General features: G+C 73.4%; 13 protein-coding genes. 2 read left to right on the forward strand and 11 right to left on the reverse strand.

Annotation, left to right across the window (positions count from 1 at the left end; all coding sequences use genetic code 11):
* Positions 1 to 35 precede the first annotated feature (35 nt).
* Positions 36 to 563 (forward strand): NUDIX hydrolase family protein, encoded by a 528-nt coding sequence (locus AB0D74_RS02350; RefSeq protein ID WP_362580153.1) that lies wholly within the window; start codon positions 36 to 38, stop codon positions 561 to 563.
* Positions 564 to 590: 27 nt separating this feature from the next.
* On the opposite strand, the gene AB0D74_RS02355 is transcribed toward AB0D74_RS02350, so the two are convergent.
* From AB0D74_RS02355 to AB0D74_RS02365, 3 genes are all read right to left on the reverse strand, one after another.
* Complete coding sequence (locus tag AB0D74_RS02355) at positions 591 to 2,741, reverse strand: SpoIIE family protein phosphatase (RefSeq protein WP_362579467.1); 2,151 nt, start codon at positions 2,739 to 2,741, stop codon at positions 591 to 593.
* A 31-nt stretch (positions 2,742 to 2,772) separates the two neighbouring features.
* Positions 2,773 to 3,792, reverse strand: coding sequence for a dihydrodipicolinate synthase family protein (locus tag AB0D74_RS02360; protein ID WP_362579470.1), 1,020 nt, complete (start codon positions 3,790 to 3,792; stop codon positions 2,773 to 2,775).
* A 169-nt stretch (positions 3,793 to 3,961) separates the two neighbouring features.
* Positions 3,962 to 4,936 (reverse strand): ornithine cyclodeaminase family protein, encoded by a 975-nt coding sequence (locus AB0D74_RS02365; protein WP_362579473.1) that lies wholly within the window; start codon positions 4,934 to 4,936, stop codon positions 3,962 to 3,964.
* Positions 4,937 to 5,065: 129 nt separating this feature from the next.
* Between AB0D74_RS02365 and AB0D74_RS02370 the strand changes: the two genes are divergently transcribed.
* The gene (locus AB0D74_RS02370) at positions 5,066 to 5,764 is read left to right on the forward strand and encodes a GntR family transcriptional regulator (protein WP_362579475.1); all 699 of its coding nucleotides are present in this window, start codon (positions 5,066 to 5,068) and stop codon (positions 5,762 to 5,764) included.
* Here AB0D74_RS02370 and AB0D74_RS02375 read toward each other — a convergent pair.
* From AB0D74_RS02375 to AB0D74_RS02410, 8 genes are all read right to left on the reverse strand, one after another.
* Positions 5,761 to 6,672, reverse strand: a complete 912-nt coding sequence (locus AB0D74_RS02375; RefSeq protein ID WP_362579478.1) for a TIGR01777 family oxidoreductase — start codon at positions 6,670 to 6,672, stop codon at positions 5,761 to 5,763. The genes AB0D74_RS02370 and AB0D74_RS02375 overlap by 4 nt on opposite strands.
* Before the next feature lie 221 nt (positions 6,673 to 6,893).
* Complete coding sequence (locus AB0D74_RS02380; RefSeq protein ID WP_362579481.1) at positions 6,894 to 8,411, reverse strand: FG-GAP repeat protein; 1,518 nt, start codon at positions 8,409 to 8,411, stop codon at positions 6,894 to 6,896.
* A gap of 420 nt (positions 8,412 to 8,831) precedes the next feature.
* Positions 8,832 to 9,581: a phosphate ABC transporter ATP-binding protein gene (locus AB0D74_RS02385; protein ID WP_362580155.1), complete on the reverse strand. Its 750-nt coding sequence runs from the start codon at positions 9,579 to 9,581 to the stop codon at positions 8,832 to 8,834.
* A 113-nt stretch (positions 9,582 to 9,694) separates the two neighbouring features.
* Positions 9,695 to 10,621: a sortase gene (locus AB0D74_RS02390; protein ID WP_362579484.1), complete on the reverse strand. Its 927-nt coding sequence runs from the start codon at positions 10,619 to 10,621 to the stop codon at positions 9,695 to 9,697.
* Positions 10,618 to 11,925: an Ig-like domain repeat protein gene (locus AB0D74_RS02395; protein WP_362579487.1), complete on the reverse strand. Its 1,308-nt coding sequence runs from the start codon at positions 11,923 to 11,925 to the stop codon at positions 10,618 to 10,620. The genes AB0D74_RS02390 and AB0D74_RS02395 overlap by 4 nt, the downstream gene beginning before the upstream one ends.
* Before the next feature lie 20 nt (positions 11,926 to 11,945).
* Positions 11,946 to 12,860, reverse strand: coding sequence for a hypothetical protein (locus AB0D74_RS02400; protein ID WP_362579490.1), 915 nt, complete (start codon positions 12,858 to 12,860; stop codon positions 11,946 to 11,948).
* 40 nt (positions 12,861 to 12,900) lie between these two features.
* Entirely contained in the window at positions 12,901 to 14,772 is a 1,872-nt protein-coding gene (locus AB0D74_RS02405) for a hypothetical protein (protein ID WP_362579493.1), read from the reverse strand.
* A 213-nt stretch (positions 14,773 to 14,985) separates the two neighbouring features.
* Positions 14,986 to 16,557, reverse strand: coding sequence for an Ig-like domain-containing protein (locus AB0D74_RS02410; protein ID WP_362579496.1), 1,572 nt, complete (start codon positions 16,555 to 16,557; stop codon positions 14,986 to 14,988).
* Between the last annotated feature and the right edge of the window lie 42 nt (positions 16,558 to 16,599).

A 16,599-nucleotide genomic window follows, 5' to 3' on the forward strand; every position in this document is an offset into this window, starting at 1 on the left:
CCCTGTCCGGAAAGTATGATCAAGCAATGTCTGACATGACCGAAACCACGCCCGGTTGGCTGTCCTCCGACGAGCTGGAGATGGCGCGCGCCCGCATGCCGATCCTCTACGTGGAGGCCGTGCCCGTGCGCGTCGACGACAGCGGCGAAGTCACCAGCATCGGCCTGCTGCTCCGCATCGGCCCGGACGGAACGGTCAGCCGGACCCTCGTCTCCGGCCGTGTCCTGCACCACGAGCGGGTCCGCGACGCCCTGTTGCGCCATCTGGAGAAGGACCTCGGCCCGGTGGCACTGCCCCGGGTGCCGGCCTCCCTGCAGCCGTTCACGGTGGCCGAGTACTTCCCGACGCTGGGCGTCACCCCGTACCACGACCCGCGTCAGCACGCGGTGTCGCTGGCCTACATCGTGCCGGTGACCGGGGACTGCCGGCCCCGGCAGGACGCCCTGGACCTGGTGTGGTTCAGTCCGCAGGAGGCGACGCTGGAGGCCGTGCAGAGCGAGATGCCGGGCGGCCACGGGGTGTTGCTGAAGCAGGCCCTGGCCCATGTGGGGGTCGTGAGCTAGGGAGGCGGTCCGGCAGGCGGCGCGGCTTCAGCGGGTCCGGTCCCGGACTTCGGGCGGCCCGGAGCCGTCCGGGATGTCCTGCTCGGTCCAGATGCACTTGGCGTCGCTGAGGTAGCGGGCACCCCAGCGTCGGGACAGCGCGGCGACCAGCTGGAGGCCACGGCCGCCCTCGTCGGTGGTGGTGGCGTGCCGGATGCGCGGGGTGCTGAGGCTGCCGTCGTAGACCTCGCAGGTCAGGAGGCGGCTGCGCAGCAGCCTGAGCCGCATGGGGCCCCTGGCGTGCCGGATCACGTTGCCGACCAGCTCGCTCACCAGGAGTTCGGTGGTCGTCGACAGGTCGTCCAGGCCCCACCGGGAGAGCTGGTCGCGGACGAGTCGGCGGGCCTGGCCGGCCGCCCGGGGGTCGTCGGGCAGGCCGAAGGAGGCGATGTCGTCGGCGGGCAGGGCCCGGGTGTGGGCGATGAGCAGGGCCGCGTCGTCGGTGGTCCGCGCCCGGTCCGGGAGCAGCTCCGAGACGACCGTGTCGCACAGCTCCGCCAGGCCCCGTACGTCCGCCTCCTGGTCGGCGCCCGAGAAGCGCGCCGGGCGGACCGCGGACCGGCGCAGGACGCGCAGCAGCTCGGCCAGGCCCTGCTCGGCGTCCTGGGCGTCGGACTCGATGAGCCCGTCGGTGCACAGGACGACCAGGCTGCCGTCCGGGAGCGGCAGTTCGTGCACGGCGAACGGCGGGGTGGCGGCGCCGAGCGGCGGATCGGGGCTCACGACGGGAGAGTGCACGGTGCCGTCGGGATGCACGAACACCGGCGGAGGATGCCCGGCGAGGGCGTAGCAGCAGGTCCGGCCGACCGGGTCGTAGACGGCGTAGAGGCAGGTGGCGTAGGAGTCCTCGCCCAGGTCGCTGACCAGGTCGTTGAGGTGGCCCAGCAGGTCGTCCGGGGCCATGTCGAGATCGGCCAGGGTGCGCACGGCGGTGCGCAGCCGCCCCATGGTGGCGGCCTCGGCGATGCCGTGGCCCATCACGTCGCCGACCACCAGGGCGACCCGGTCCGCGGAGAGCGGGATCACGTCGAACCAGTCGCCGCCCACCTGCTCGCCCCGGCCCGCCGGCAGATAGCGCGCGGCGGCGACGGCGGCGGGCAGCCGGGGCAGGGTCCGGGGCAGCAGGGCGCTCTGCAGTTGCTGCGCGCGGGCGTGCTCCAGGTCGTACAGGCGGGCCCGCTCCAGGGCCTGGCCGACCAGGGCGCTGAGCGTGGTCAGCAGGGAGCGTTCCTCCTCGCCGAAGGGGTGCGTCCGGTTGTAGGAGAGGACGGCCACGCCCACGGCACGCCCGGAGGCGACCAGCGGCAGGAACGCCCAGGCCATCTTCGGCGAGGTCCCCATCCGGATCATGTCCGTCATCACCGGATAGCGCTCGTACATCCGCGCGGGTGACTCCAGGAACTCCGGCCGCCGGGTCCGCAGCACGTCGGTGACCGGCATGCCGGCGATGAGGGGGCCCTCGAAGCGGGCCAGGTAGGCCTGCGGGTAGCCGACGTCGCCGACCCTGGTCAGCCTGCCGTTCTCGAACACGGAGACGATCAGCCCGTCGGCGCCGAACGGCGCCAGGACGCACTGGCCCACGGCCCCCACGACGTCCTGGACGGTCACGGCCTCGGCGAGCGCCGCCGTCAGCTTCGTCGACCGGACCGCGAGCTCGTGCCCGGGTGCGCGGTGCGCCGGCCGCCCGGTGCGGCGCTCCAGGCGCCCGGCGGCCCAGGCCGCCATCGCCCGCAGAAAGGACAGCTGTACGTCGTCAGGCCCGCCGGTGCCGCCGAGCAGCACCGACAGCGTCCCGACCGGCCCGTCGGCCCCGACCAGCGGCACGGCCAGGGTGCGGGACGCCCCCGTCCCCAGGTCGTCCCCGTCGGCCTGGACGAGGACTCCGCGCCGCAGCGCCCGGGCCGGTGGCGCGTCCTGCTCCTCCCGCAGCTCCGCCCAGGCCGACGCGGCCCCGGCGGCGACTCCGTCCACCGCCTCCAGGGTCAGCCGGCTCGTGCCGGGGTCCCACCGGTGCGCCAGCGCGCCCAGTCCCCCGACGCCTGTCACGACCTGGCGAAGGGCGAACGCCAGCGTCGCCGCCCGTCCTCCCGCGGCCGGGGGCTGCTCCGTTTCGGCCCCCTTGTGGCGGTCCGGGCCCATAACGACAGATTAACGACCCTGCCCGGAAGCGTCACTCGGGGTTGCGGCCCACGAAGAACTCGCGGAACGGGTCCATGCTCGGTTCCAGGCCGGCCTCGATCAGCCCCCGGCGCAGGGCGGTCATCTGGGCGTCGTGGATGCGCTGGGTGGGCTGGCGCAGCGGCCCGCCGTTGTAGCCCTGGAGCCAGCCCTGGAACTTCCAGGCCTGCCGGTTGAGGAACGCGCCGCCGTGCAGGGCGGGGGCGAGTCCCGCCTTGATCCTGCGGGCCGGGTGCAGCTGCCAGTACAGGTCGGCCGCGTCGTCGTACCTGCCCTCGCGCAGCAGCCGGAAGGCGCGCGGGATCATCGGGCCGTAGTACTCGTGGTCGCTGGTGGCGGAGAACCGGATCGGCATGATCTGGGAGAGCGGGATCAGCTCGCCCTCGATGGGCATGGAGATGACCACCTCGTCGCCGAAGTGCCGGTGGCACTCGATGACGGACTGGATGCCGGGGAAGCCGCCCTCGGCCTTGATCGCGGCGATGTTGGGGCAGTCGTCGACCAGCCGCCGGATCAGCCGGACCGGGATGTCGGAGGGGTGGATGCGGGGGCTGAATCCCCACAGGTACATGGGGAAGAGCATGACGGCCAGGTTCGTCGCGTCGCAGACGGCCTTGGTGTAGTCGTAGACGTCCTGCTCGGTCTCCGGGTAGAAGTTCGGCGGGTACGACAGGAGCACCAGTTCGGCGCCGGCCTCCTCGGCGCCCTGCACCGCCTCGATGTTCTGCTCCAGGGTGCTCCAGCCGGCGTGGTGGGTGAGCAGGAACCGGTCCCCCGCCTCGTCCTTGACGATCCGCAGGAAGTCCAGGTACTCGGGGAGCTGGATGGCGACCTCGCAGACCCCGAGGGTGCCCATGAAGCCGTGCTCGACGGCGAGCCGGGTGTCGTGCCGGATCGCCTGCTCGTTGATGTGCCTCAGGTCGCCCGTGAAGGACGGGATGGTGCAGTTGACGACGCCGACGAGGTGCTCTCGCGCCCATTCGCGGGCCTCGGCGCGGGTGTAGCGGGCCATGGCTGTGGTCCTTTCACAGGTGCGGTGACCAGGTCGTACCAGCGGCGCAGGATCCGCGAGCGCTCCTCGGCGGCCGGGGCACGCCAGGCGGGCAGGGCGCGGTGTGCCGCGGCGTTCTCCAGCAGCTCCAGCAGGGAGACGTCGTCGGGTCCGCCGCGCACGGGGGGCCTCACTTCGCGACCGGGGCGACGGTGACCGGCAGTTCGGTGCCGAGGGAGAGCTCGGCGGCCCTGCGGACGCACATCGCGGCGACCGCGAGGTCCTGGACGGCGGAGCCGACGGACTTGTAGACGACGATCGCGTCGGGGTCCGGACGCCCCCGCGCCCGGCCGGAGATGACGTCGGCGAGCGGGACCAGCTTCCCGGCGAGGTCGACGCCCGCCTCCTGCGCGGCGATCAGGTCACCGGTCTCGTACGCCACTTCGTGGAGCTGGTCGGCGACGACCAGGGCGGCCCGCTCGATGACCTCGGTGCCCAGCTCACGCTGTTCGGGCAGCGTGGAGCCGATCGAGACGACGGTGGTGCCCGCCGGTACCTCGCGCAGGGTCGGCCGTTCGTCCCGGGAGCGGGCGGCGCAGAGGACCAGACCGGCGCCTTCGACGGCCTTCGCCGCGGTGTCCGCCGTGTGCAGGGGCACGCCGAGGTCGGCGAGCCTGGACGTGAACCGGGCCCGGCTGCGGGGGTCGGGGCTGAACACGGTGACCGAGGACAGCTCGCGGACCGCGGCCAGGGCACGGACATGGTGCTGTGCCTCGAAGCCGGAGCCGATCACGCCGACCGTGACCGTCCCGGGCGGGGCGAGTGCGTCGGCGGCGAGCGCGGAGGTGGCCGCCGTACGGAAGCCGGTGACCGCGTTGCCGTCGAGGAGCGCCAGGAGTTCGACGGTGTCCTGGTCGAAGAGCGGGATCAGGTACGCGGCGCGTCGGCTCCGCGGAGAGGCGGCGATCAGCTTGGCGCCCATCGGGGCCCCGTCCCCCGGCACCCCGCTGAGGGTGCGCAGCCACAGGCCCTCGCCGCGGGCCATCGTGCGCGGCGGGAAACGGGCCTCGTCCGGTGGCGCGCCGTAGGCGGCGCGCAGGGCGGCGACGGCCTCGGGCCAGCCGAAGGCGGCTCGGACGTCGGCGTCGGTCAGAAAGATCGTCACGGGCACCCCGTCGGGAGAGGGACGAGCATCCAATGTGCTGGACATTGAACATTGGATATTCTGTACAGACAAGGCCGTGCCGCTAAGTTGTCCGCAGCGGAAAAGAGAAGAACGAAGGAGCGGGTGGATATGCCCAGCATCCAGCGGCGCGCCGCCGACCTGGTGTTCGAGCACCTCCAGGAGCGCATCGTCTCCGGCGAGTTGGCCCCCGGGGACCGGCTCGATCCCACGGAGATCGCCGCGAGCCTGGGCGTGAGCCGCACCCCGGTCCGGGAGGCCATCCTCCAGCTGGACAGCGCCGGTCTGGTACGACGGCTGCCCTACCGGGGCGTGGTGGTGGCCGACGTCGACCTGGGCCTCGCGGAGGAGGTGGCCGCGCTGCGGATCCACCTGGAGACGCTGGCCGCCAGGATCGCCGTACCGAGACTGCGGGACGAGGACCTGGCCGCCATGCGCGACGCGCACGAGCGGCTGGAGTCGGCGCTCTCCGGCGACGACGCGCAGCGGGACTTCAACGGACTCAACCGCCGCTTCCACATGGCCCTCTACCAGCGCGCCGGATCCTCGGTGCTGCTGCGCGAGATCGAGGGCCTCGCCGACCAGGCCGAGCGCATCCGGATGCACTTCGACCTGCGGCACAGCCCGGCCGGACAGCACCACGCGGCGATCCTGGACGCCTGCGAGCGCGGGGACGCCGAGGCCGCCGCGGCGGCGACCCGCGACCACATCCTGATCACGCACCGGATGGTGACGGGCGCCGACCAACGCCTCGAACCGGGCTCCCCGCTCGCGGCGGTCCTTGCCGCCTCGGGCGCGCCGATCGCCTAGCCCGCCTTACCGAGCGCCGAGCGGAGTGCGTCGTCGATGGCGGGCTCGCGGAAGGTGAAGCCGGACTTCAGCAGGGCGTCCGGGACGGCCCGGCAGCTGCCGGTGATGCCCGCGGCGAACTCGCCGAGGACGGTCCGCAGCGCGAAGGCGGGGACGGCTGCGAGGGTGGGGCGGTGCAGGATCCGGCCCGTCGCCCGGGTGATCTCGCGGTTGGTGAGCGGTTCGGGGGCCGTGAAGTTGAGGGGGCCGGCGATGTCCTCGCGGTCGATCACGTGGCGCAGGGCGGCGATGTGGTCGGGCAGCGAGATGAACGGCCAGAACTGGTCGCCCGAGCCGAGCCTGCCGCCGAGGCCGTACCGGAAGAGCGGGAACAGCCTGCCCCAGGCGCCGCCGTCGGCGGAGACGACGAGACCGGTACGCGGGTGGACGACGCGGACGCCGGCCCGCTCGGCCGACGCGGCGGCGGACTCCCAGCCGACGCAGACGGAGGCCAGGAAGTCCTGTCCGGCCGGGTCGGACTCCGTGACGACACGGTCGCCGGTGTCGCCGTAGTAGCCGGTGGCCGAGGCCGAGACCAGCACCCGGGGCGGCCGGGCGGCCTCGGCACAGGCCTCGGCCACGGTCCGCGTCCCCCGGAGCCGGCTGAGCCTGATCTCCTCCTTGTACGCCGCGGTCCAGCGCCGGTCGCCGACCCCGGCTCCGGCCAGGTGGACCACGGCGTCGACACCGTCCAGGACGGCCGGGTCCAGCCGGGCGCCGGGCTCCCAGGCCGCGGACTCGCTGCCGTCCGCCGTCGGCGCCGCGGTCCGGCCGCGGGTCAGACGCAGCACACCGTGACCGTCGGCGAGGAGGGAACGGGTGAGGGCGGAACCGATGAGTCCGGTGGATCCGGTGATCGCGACGCGCATGACGTTCTCCGATGAGCAGCTGTTTGAGAATTCAAACCAACGGTCGTCAGCGTACTCCGGCCGGGTGTCCGCAGGGCATAAGCGACCCGGCGCGCTCGTCGTCGGGCGGTGCGGCCTCCCGGAACCCCGACCCCGACGTGCCCGGGGTTCGGTCGCCGGGAGGCCGCCTCGTCACCAGGGCGCCGGTGCGGGCGCGGTGGTGGATCCGGCGACCGCTGTCGCTACGGGGCCAGGGTCTCGCCGAAGCGGGCGTCCGGGACGGGGGCGCTCAGGTTGCCGCCGTTGAAGGACCAGGATCCGCTGCCGACGGGGCCGTTGGCCGTGCCGGGGAAGACCCAGGCGGCGCCGTCGTCGGTGTCCTCGCCGGGCGCGGAGGCGATCAGCTCGGCCTTGCCGTCCTTGTCGGCGTCGACGAACCGAAGGGCTCCGCCGAACCAGTCGCCGTCCTCGTTGTCCCCGGGCACGGACGGGGTGCTCTGGCTGTAGCTGACGAGGCCGCGCGGGGTGAGTCCGCGGGCGGTACCGCGCACCACCCACGCGGTGCCCGGGTCGGTGAGGCTGTTGATGTCGTTGCCGGGTGCGCCGATCGCGGCGTCCGCGTAGCCGTCGCCGTTCACGTCCGCCACGGTGACGGCGGCGCCGAAGCGGTCACCGACCTTGTCGTCGCCGGAGGCGCCGATGGTCGTCTGGTCGAAGTGCTGGGCTGCGTCCGGGCCGCTCAGTCCCCCGGGCCCGCCGAGGAAGACGTCGACGGTGCCGCCGTCGACCAGGACCTCGTTGAGGTCGTCGCTGTCGGTCGGGGAGCCGAAGACCACGTCGGGGTAGCCGTCGTTGTTGATGTCACCGGTGGCGCCCACCGGGCCGCCGCGCAGGCCGCGGCCGTACGTCAGCCCGTTGGCGCCGCCGGGCAGGTAGCTGGCCGCACCGAAGGTCTCGACGGGATTGATCGTCTCGTAGACGGTGAAGGTGCCGAGCAGCACGACGTCGTCGGCGCCGCTCCTGTCGTAGTCGCCGGAGGTGAGGCCGGTGGGGGTGAAGTCCTCCGCCCACTTCCAGTCCATGGGAGTGGCCTGGAAGGTGTGGGTGCCGCCGGCGCCGGCCTGGAAGCCGTACGTCTGCAGGGACTTGCCGCTGAGCAGGGCGAGTTCGGTGCGGGAGCCGTGGAAGCGGCCGGTGGCCAGGCCCAGTCCGAAGTGTCCGCGTGCCGTGGGTGCGCTGTCCTGCAACAGGAGCGCGCCGGTCGCCTGCAGCCCGTTCGCGGAGCCCCACAGCACGACCGCCGCTCCCGCGTCGGCGGTGGTCCCGGCGTCCCTGCCGGGCATGCCGACGACGAGATCGGCGTAGCCGTCGCCGTCCAGGTCCCCGGACGTGGTGGTCCGTCCGAAGCCGTCGCCGGTCTGGGCGAGGCCGGGTATCCCGGGCTTGCTCAGGCTGAACGTCGCCCGGCGGGAGGTGGACAGGCCGCTCGCGGATCCGTACAGCACGGCGACGTAGCCGGCGCCCTTCTGGGCGCTGACGGTGCCGCCGGGGGCGGAGATCACGGCATCGGGGTAGCCGTCGCCGTTGAAGTCGTCATGGGCGGCTTCCAGGGCCGCGGGTGCGGCGGGCGCCGGAGCGGCCGTCGCGGTGATCGTGGCGGCGATGGTGAGCAACACGGTCGCCGCGGCCGGCCCGGACAGCAGGTTCGCTCGGCCCCGGAGGGTTCTGGACGTGCTCGTGCTGGAACGCGTACTGGGCACTTCGTGGCTCCTGGGATCTCGGCGTGGCCCGTCGGGATGGAGTCGTGGGGGTACGGCGAGGGCCCGTCCCCGCCGCCGCGGGGTTGGACCGGCGATCCGGCCCAAGGGTTGTGCCCCGGCGCGCCCGGGATCCGAAGCCGCGAACGGCTCGGCGCCCGTCTCCAGTCGGGACGACAGGTTGTGAACCTGCACTCCCTCGACCCCCGGTCGTGGAGCCGGTCAGAGGCGTGCGACTCAAGCCTCGGCTCCCGTACCCACGGGATCTGGATCTCACCGGTGGATACGCCGTGCGGGCGCACCGTCTCGTGAACCGCCCCGCTCCCCGCCCGCTTCGTCGTGCCCGAACCCGGCCACCGGACAGGACGCGCGACGCCGCCGACCGCCGCGGCCGGGAAGACATGGGGACGCGGGAGCCTGTCGTCAGCCGAAGCGGCCCTGCACGTAGTCCGCCGTACGGGGGTCGGAGGGGGTGGAGAACAGGGTGGAGGTGGGGCCGTGTTCGACGATGGTGCCGGGGGTGCCCTGGGCGGCGAGGAAGAAGGCGCACCGGTCGGAGATGCGGGCCGCCTGCTGCATGTTGTGGGTGACGATGACGATCGTGACCTCGTGGGCCAGTTCGCGGATCGTCTGCTCGATGCGCAGGGTCGAGGTGGGGTCCAGGGCGGAGCAGGGCTCGTCCATGAGGAGGACCTTGGGGCGGACCGCGAGGGAGCGGGCTATGCACAGGCGTTGCTGCTGACCGCCGGAGAGGGCACCGCCGGGCTGGCGGAGGCGGGTGCGCACCTCCTGCCACAGGCCCGCCTTGGTGAGGCACTCCTCGACCAGCTCGTCGCGGGCCTCGCCGCTCAGGTGCGTGCCGGTGAGTTTGAGACCCGAGGTGACGTTGTCGTAGAGGGACATGGCGGGGAAGGGGTTCGGCTTCTGGAAGACCATGCCGATCTCGCGGCGGGTCTCGGTGAGACGGCGGCTGGGAGCGTAGACGTCCTCGCCGTCCAGGAGGACCTCGCCGGCCAGGGTGGCGGCCGGGATCAGCTCGTGCATGCGGTTGAGGATGCGGAGGAAGGTGGACTTGCCGCAGCCGGAGGGGCCGATGAGGGCCGTCACCAGGCCGGACGGCATCGACAGCGACACGCGGTCCAGGACTTTGTGGTCGCCGAACCAGGCCGAGATCCGGCGGGTGTCGAGGGTGGCGCCGGCCGCCGTGTCCGGATGGGCGGGCAGGGGAACGGTGGTGTCCGTGTCGCCGGTGGTCTGTTCGGTCACTGCACGTCCTCGGTCGGCGGTCACATCAGGTTGGGGAGGAGCGCGGTCGCCTGGTCGGCGACGGCGAGACCGAGGACGCCCAGCAGGGGGATCCCGAACACCCAGGTGTGGCGGCGGCCCCAGCGGGCGTGGCTCCACGCGACGGCCGCGGCCACGAGCACCAGTGCCTGTCCCCAGAGCACCAGGGGCAGCCAGGCCGAGGGCTGGGCGGCCATCGGTGTCTCGTCCTGCGGGAGGGCGCCGGGGGCGACGCCCGGGGTCGGGGTGGCCTGGACCCGGGAGACCAGGTCCGCGTCCACGCGCAGGATGCCCCGGGGCATGAAGGGGGTGCCGTCGGCCGTGACCAGGGTCAGCCGGCCGTGGCCCGCGGCCGGTGCCGCCGGCTGCGGGTCACCGGCGCGGCGCAGACCGAGCACCCGGTAGGTGTGCCGGCCCTGGCCGGTCGTCACGGTGAACTCCACCCCCGGCCTCAGCTCCCGCAGGTGCAGGAAGGGGCCGCCGAACGTCGTCTGCCGGCCCATCACGACACTGACCCCGGCCTGGCCCGGCAGGGGCGTGTCCCTGCGGTGGCCCGGGCCGCGGGACAGGTCGCCGGCCGTGGTGCCCTCCCGGACGACCTCGCGCAGGTGCAGGGCAGGGATGCTGAGGAGTGCCACCGGTGTGCCGGGCGGCACCGTACCGCCCACCGGAGCCACCCCGTTGGCCAGGGCGCCCCGGAGGGCGGCGTAGTCGACCTGCCGGTCGCGGACGTGGCGGAGGTCGCCCAACGGGCCGGCGTCCAGGACGAATCCGAGCAGCAGCGCGCCGAGGATGCTCAGCGCGACGCCGAGGACCCGGATCCCGGGGCCGGCCGGGCGGGTCTGCCGTGCCGGGGCGGACTCCGCCTCGGAGGGGTCGGGCGCCCCTCCGCCGGCCGGAGCCCGCACCACGGCGCTGGGTGAGGTCATCCCACCCTCACTGACTTCGACGTGGCCGTCCCGTTGGCGTAGCCGGACCGCTTCGCGGTGATGGTGACCGTGATCAGGTGGCCCTTGTCCGTGCGGGTGAGGACGTACGTGGAGTGCGTCCCGCCGCGGATCGCGTGCCCGTCGCGCTTCCAGACGTAGCCGTACGACGTCGCCGCGGGCTTCCAGCTGCCGGGCTTGGCGGTGAGCCGCTTGCCGGTCTTCGCCGTCCCGGTGACCGACGGGCGCGTGGTGTTCTTCAGGGCCGGGCCGCGGGCCACGGTCACGGCGGGGCTGGTCGCACTCGTGCTGCCGCCGCTGTTGGTGGCGGTCACCCGGCAGGCGAGCTTGTGCGGGTAGTCGGCGGCGACCAGGGTGCGGGTGCGCGCGGTCGCCCCGCTGATCGCACTGCCGTCACGCAGCCAGGCGTACGTGGAGGAGGTCGCGCCGTCGAAGGTGGCGCTGCACGTCACGGTGGAGCCGACCCGGACCGTGCCCGTCACCTTCGGCGCCGTGACGACCGTAGGAGGCTTGACCTTGACGGTGTAGGGCAGCGCGGTCGAGGCGGAGGGCGCGTACACGGCGGCGTCGGACGGAGTGAACGCGGCGGTCAGGGAGTGGCTGCCCGCGGCCAGCCCGGACGTGGTCAGCGCCGCCGTGCCGGCGGACACGGCGACCGGGCTGCCGAGCGCCTGGGTGCCGTCCTTGAACTGGACCGTGCCGGCGGCCGTGCCGGGCGCCACCGTCGCGGTGAGCTTGACGGACGTGCCCGCCACGACCGGGCTCGCCGGGGTGGCCGCGAGCGTGGTCGTCGTCGCGGTCACGGACGGGACCGGGTCGGTGTTCTGGTAAGCGGTGTTGGAGGTGAACCAGATCGGGGCGCCGAAGTCGCCGTACGTCGCCGAGCCGAAGGCGCCCCGGCAGGTGAGCGTGAAGTCGTAGCGGCCCTGCAGGGTCTGGAAACCGGCCTCGTTCGCGTAGTCCCGCATCGTCTCCGTAAGCGGCACCACGATCCCGCCGGCCGGCGATGTCTGGTACGTGCCGATCGGCGAGTTGCTGACCACGACCTTGCCGTCCGACGGGAAGCCGGAACCGGTGACCGAGACGATGAGGTTCGTCGCCGGGCTGGGGCACGCGCCGGACGTGGTGACGGTCATTCCACTGGTGTCGGTACCCGTGGGCGGGCCGACCTCCAGGGTGCCGAGCGAAGCCGCCTCGGCCCCGGTCGCGCCGAGGCCGATCGCCCCGGCGACGAGCACGGCGGCGAGACCGGCCGGCACGGAACGGCGTACTGAGGTGAACGTCATGGCTGTGTCTTCTCCTGCTCTCAGTCCTGCGAGCGGTCGGTGTCGTGGTGCGCGGTGGGCGGGGTGCCGGGGAAGTCCAGCAGGCGGCGTCGGCGGACCGACTGGACGAAGAGGGTGCCCAGCAGGACGAGGGCGGCGGCGACGGAGGCCAGCAGGGCCGCGCCGGTGCCGGTGGAGGCGAGGGAGCCGTTGCCGCCGCTGGAACCGCCGGTGACCTCGGTGCCTATGCCCTCCGAGCCGCCGGAGGTGCTGCCGCCGTCCGAACCGCCCGTACCGGCCGTGTCCGTGGGACCGGCGGTGTCGGTCGGCGACGCGGTGTCCGTCGGGGTCGCCGTGTCGGTGGGGGTCGCCGTGTCCGTGGGGCTCCCGGTCTCCGTCGGCGTGGCCGAGTCCGTCGGGGTCGAGGTGGCGGGCGGCGACGAGGAGGCGGGCGGGCTGGTCGTGGCGCCGCCGCTGGGGTCGGTGTCCTGGTAGTCGGTGTTCGAGGTGAACCAGATCGGCGCGGTGAAGTCGGCCAGGCTGGTGCCGTTGAAGGCGGTACGGCAGGTGAGCGTGAAGTCGTAGCGGCCCTGCAGGGTCTGGAAGCCGGCCTCGTTCGCGTAGTCCCGCATGGTCTCCGTGAGCGGCACGACATAGCCGCCGGCGGGCGTCGTCCCGTACGTGGTGAGCGGCGAGTTGCCGACCACGACCTTGCCGCCCGACGGGAAGCCGGAGCCGGTCACGGTCATGATCAGGTTGGTGGCGTTCGACGGGCACGCGCCCGCCGAGGTCAAGGTCATGGTCTCGGTGTCCTTGCCCGTGGCCGGGGCCACCTCCAGCTGGCCGACGGCGGCGGCGTGGGCGCCGGGAGCGGCCAGCAGACCCGCTGTGCCGCAGGCCAGCAGCAGCGCTCCGAGGCCGGCGGCGGCCGGACGGGACAGACGTTTCGACGACACGGTGATGTCTCCTCTGGCTCGTGTGATCGGGTGTGGGTGTTCAGTCGCTCGATCCGGATGTGACCGCCGCGCGGGCCCGGCGCCCTCGCACCCGGAAGAGGGCGCCCACGAGCAGGGCCAGGAGGGCGACGACGAATCCGGACGTCGACAACGCGATGAGCGTCGCGTTCGAGTGCTGGGCCGCGGGCGCGGCGGCCTTCTGCACGCCGCCGGCCGCGGCGGTGGGTGCGGCGGGGCCTCCGTTCGGCACCGCGGGCGACGATCCCCCGGACCCCGCGCCGCTGCCCCCGGCCGAGGCCGAACCGCCCGCCTGCCCCGCCGCGGACGACGGCGACGACGGCGACGCGCCAGCCCCTGCGCCCGCGCCCGCGCCCGCCGACGCCTTCGCCTTCGTCCCGTCCCGGTACGCGGTGTTGGACGAGAACCGCAGCGACCCGCTGAAGTCGCGCACGCTCGACTGCGAGAACGCCCCCTTGAGGCAGCTGAGCGTGAAGGTGTACGTACCGCGCAACGTGTGGAATCCGGCGGTGGTGGCGTAGTCCCGCATCGTGTAGATGAGCGGGATCGACGCACCGCCCCCGGGCGTCTTCTGGTACGTGGTGAGGGGCGCGTTGCCCACGACGATCTGGCCGACGCGGGGGAATCCGGCACCGGCGACGCGTGCGATGACGTTCGTCGTGCCCGACGGGCAGGGCTCGGCCATGGTGAGGGTGAGGGGCTGGGTGTCGCTGCCGTGCCGGGGGGAGACGGTGAGCTGCCCGGCGTCGGCGGCCCGCGCGGAGGGCGCACCGGCGAGCACCGTCGCCATCGTGCCGATCGCCAGCACCATGGCGGCCGGCGTCATCGCCGCCGCCTGTCCGGCCGTGGCCCGGCGCCTCGCACTTTCCACGGGACGACGGCTCGTGGCGCCCGTGCCCCGGCGGCGCGGCCGGCGTCGTACGAAGAACACCACCACGGACGCGACCACCAGCAGGATCAGGCCGAGCCCGGTCCAGGGCACGGCCCAGAAGCCGGCCGATGCGGTGACCCGGGGGTGCACCGGCGGCGGGACGTCGCCGCGTACCGGGACCGGGTCGACGGAGACGGTGACCGTGTCCCGCAGCGTGGGCAGCACGCCCGTGGCCGAGGCCGTGACGGTCAGGGCGGAGCCGGGCAGGAGTTCGGGGATGTCCCGGGGCCTGCGGACCGTCGCGTCGCCGCCGAACAGATCGCTCACCCGCACCGTCTGGCGCGCGCCCAGCCGGACGTTGCCCGTGTTGCGCACGGTGTAGGTGACCGTGGCGGTGCCGGTCCCGAAGGGGTTGAACGTGCCGTGGTAGGTGGTGTGCGGGCCGTCCACGGAGAGCCGCGCCTCGAGCTTGCCCGCGACGCGGAGGTAGATGCGCGCGCCCACGCGCTGGTCGACCTCGACCTTGTTGCCCTTGGCGTCCGTGCGGGTGGCGGCGAGCGAGGCGACGATGCCGCCCGCGTGGTCGCCGGGAGTCAGGTTCTGCGGCACGGCCAGGGTGAAGGGGACGATGACATGGGACCGCCCGGGGACCGTCACCCGCCCCTTGCCGAGCCTCACCCAGGAGCCCACGGCGGTCGACTTCTTGTTCGCCGCGAGCACGTCGAAGCCGCCGTCGGCGGTGATGAAGGCGTCGCCGCCGTACAACCGCAGGGTGATCGGCCTGGTGCCGTAGTTCCACACGGCTACGTGGTCCCGCAGGGCCGCGCCCGGGGTCACGCTGTACGAGAGGTTCGGCCGCCGGTCGGGCTTCTTCGCACCCGACGGCTGGATGCCGAAGGTGGTACGCCCGTGCGGGGCGGCCGGTGTTGACGAGGCGGCGGCCCACCCGGCGGCCGGGAGCCCGGCGAGGACGCAGACGGCGAGAAGGAGGGCGGCAAGACGGCGGGCAGTGGCGGTGATCATGTCGGTCGTCCGATCGGGCGCGAGCGCGGGCTGGGACGGAGGTACGGCGGGGTGGTGCGGAGGTACGGCCGCCCGCCCCGAAAGGCAGTCGGGGCGGACGACCCGCACGGGCGAGCCGAGGTGCGTCCGGGGCGGGCGGAGGGGCCCGCCCGCCCCGGACCCGGGGTGACGCCGGGGGTAGGGATCGGCGTCACCCCTGGCCATCCGGGGATGTCAGATGGCCGTCAGGGTGAGCGTTGCGGTGTAGGTGCCGGCGACGGTCGAGGTCGGCACGTTGAGCGCGAGGTCGGCGCCGAGGTGCGCGGTGCCGAGGCCCGTGCCGGTGGCCAGCGAACGGGACGACTTCAGACCGGCGTTGCCGGCGTCGGCCGGCGCGACACCGCTGGCGGCGGCGACGGTGCCGCCGGCCGTGACGGTCTGGGCCGGCGACTTGTCGACGACGTTCGGGGTCCAGCCGAGGTTCTGGCCGTTGATCTTGTGCGTGCCGCCGTCGGAGAAGTCCGACACCTGGCCGCTCACCGACCAGCCGGGGTTGCCGGCCCGGGTGTCGGTCAGCGTGACCGGGTTGATCTTGCCGGCGGTGGTCAGCAGGTCGCCGTTGGTGTTGAGCACGGGCGACGGCAGGGTGACGTTCGGGGCGTCGACGCTGATGACCAGCGCACCCGGGTTGACGGTCGTGGTGATGTTCTCCGAGGCGGTGACGCCGGCGAACGCACCGATCGTGTAGGCGATCTGGGCCGAGTCCGAACCGAGGTACTTGGTGGTGTCGGCCGGGACGAAGGTCGCGGAGAAGGTGTGGTCACCGGTGGCCAGGCCGGAGGTGCTGTACGTGGCCTGACCGCCCGAGACCGGCACGGTGGCCAGGGTGGTCGTGGTGGCGCCCACGGTGTCCTGGAACTTCACGGAACCGGCGGCGCCGTTCGGCGTGACGGTGGCCGTGAAGCCGACCGGGCTGAACTGGGCCGTCGTACCGGCCGGGGAGACGGCGAGCGCGGTGGTGGTCTGCTGCGCGGGGGCCGTGCCGACCGTGTAGGCGACCGCGCTGGAGGAGGACACGTCGTAGCTGGTGCCGGTCGGCGTGAAGTCCGCGGTCAGCGAGTGCGAGCCCGCGGCCAGGTTGGCGGTGCTGAAGGTGGCGGTGCCGTTGTTCACGGTGACGGGGCCGCCCAGCGCGGTGCCGTTGTCGCGGAACTGCACGGTGCCCGCGGTGGCGGCCGGGGCCACGGTCGCGGTCAGCGTGACGTCGGTGCCCGCGATGACGGGGCTCGCCGGGGAGACGGCGAGGGACGTGGTGGTGGGCGTCTTCACCGACGGGTCGGTGTTCTGGTACGTCGTGTTGGACGTGAACCAGACCGACGCCGGGAAGTCACCGAGGCTGGTGCCGTTGAACGCCGTACGGCAGGTGACGAGGAAGGTGTACTTGCCCGTCAGGGTGGTGAAGCCGGCCGTGTTGGCGTAGTCCCGCATGGTCTGCGTGAGCGGGATGATCAGTCCGCCGTTGGTGTCCGTGCCGTACGAGCTGATCGGCGAGTTGCCGACGACGTTCTGGCCGGCGGCCGGGAACCCGGAGCCCGTCACCGACACGATCACGTTCGTGGCGTTCGCCGGGCATGCACCCGACGTGGTGACGTTCATGCTGGACGTGTCAGTGCCGGTCGCCGGGGTGACGGTCGCGGTGCCGATCTCGGCGGCGGACGCCGACGGGGCCACGAGGCCGACCGTCAGCAGAGCCACCAGGCCCGCGAGACCACCCGCCGTGACCCGCGAGAGTCTGAGCTTCCACACGGTTGTGCTCTCCCTCTTGGAGGATTGCTTGGAGGATTGCTG

Origin of the sequence: Streptomyces sp. NPDC048278, assembly GCF_040652195.1 — a bacterium.
Taxonomy (GTDB): Bacteria; Actinomycetota; Actinomycetes; order Streptomycetales; family Streptomycetaceae; genus Streptomyces.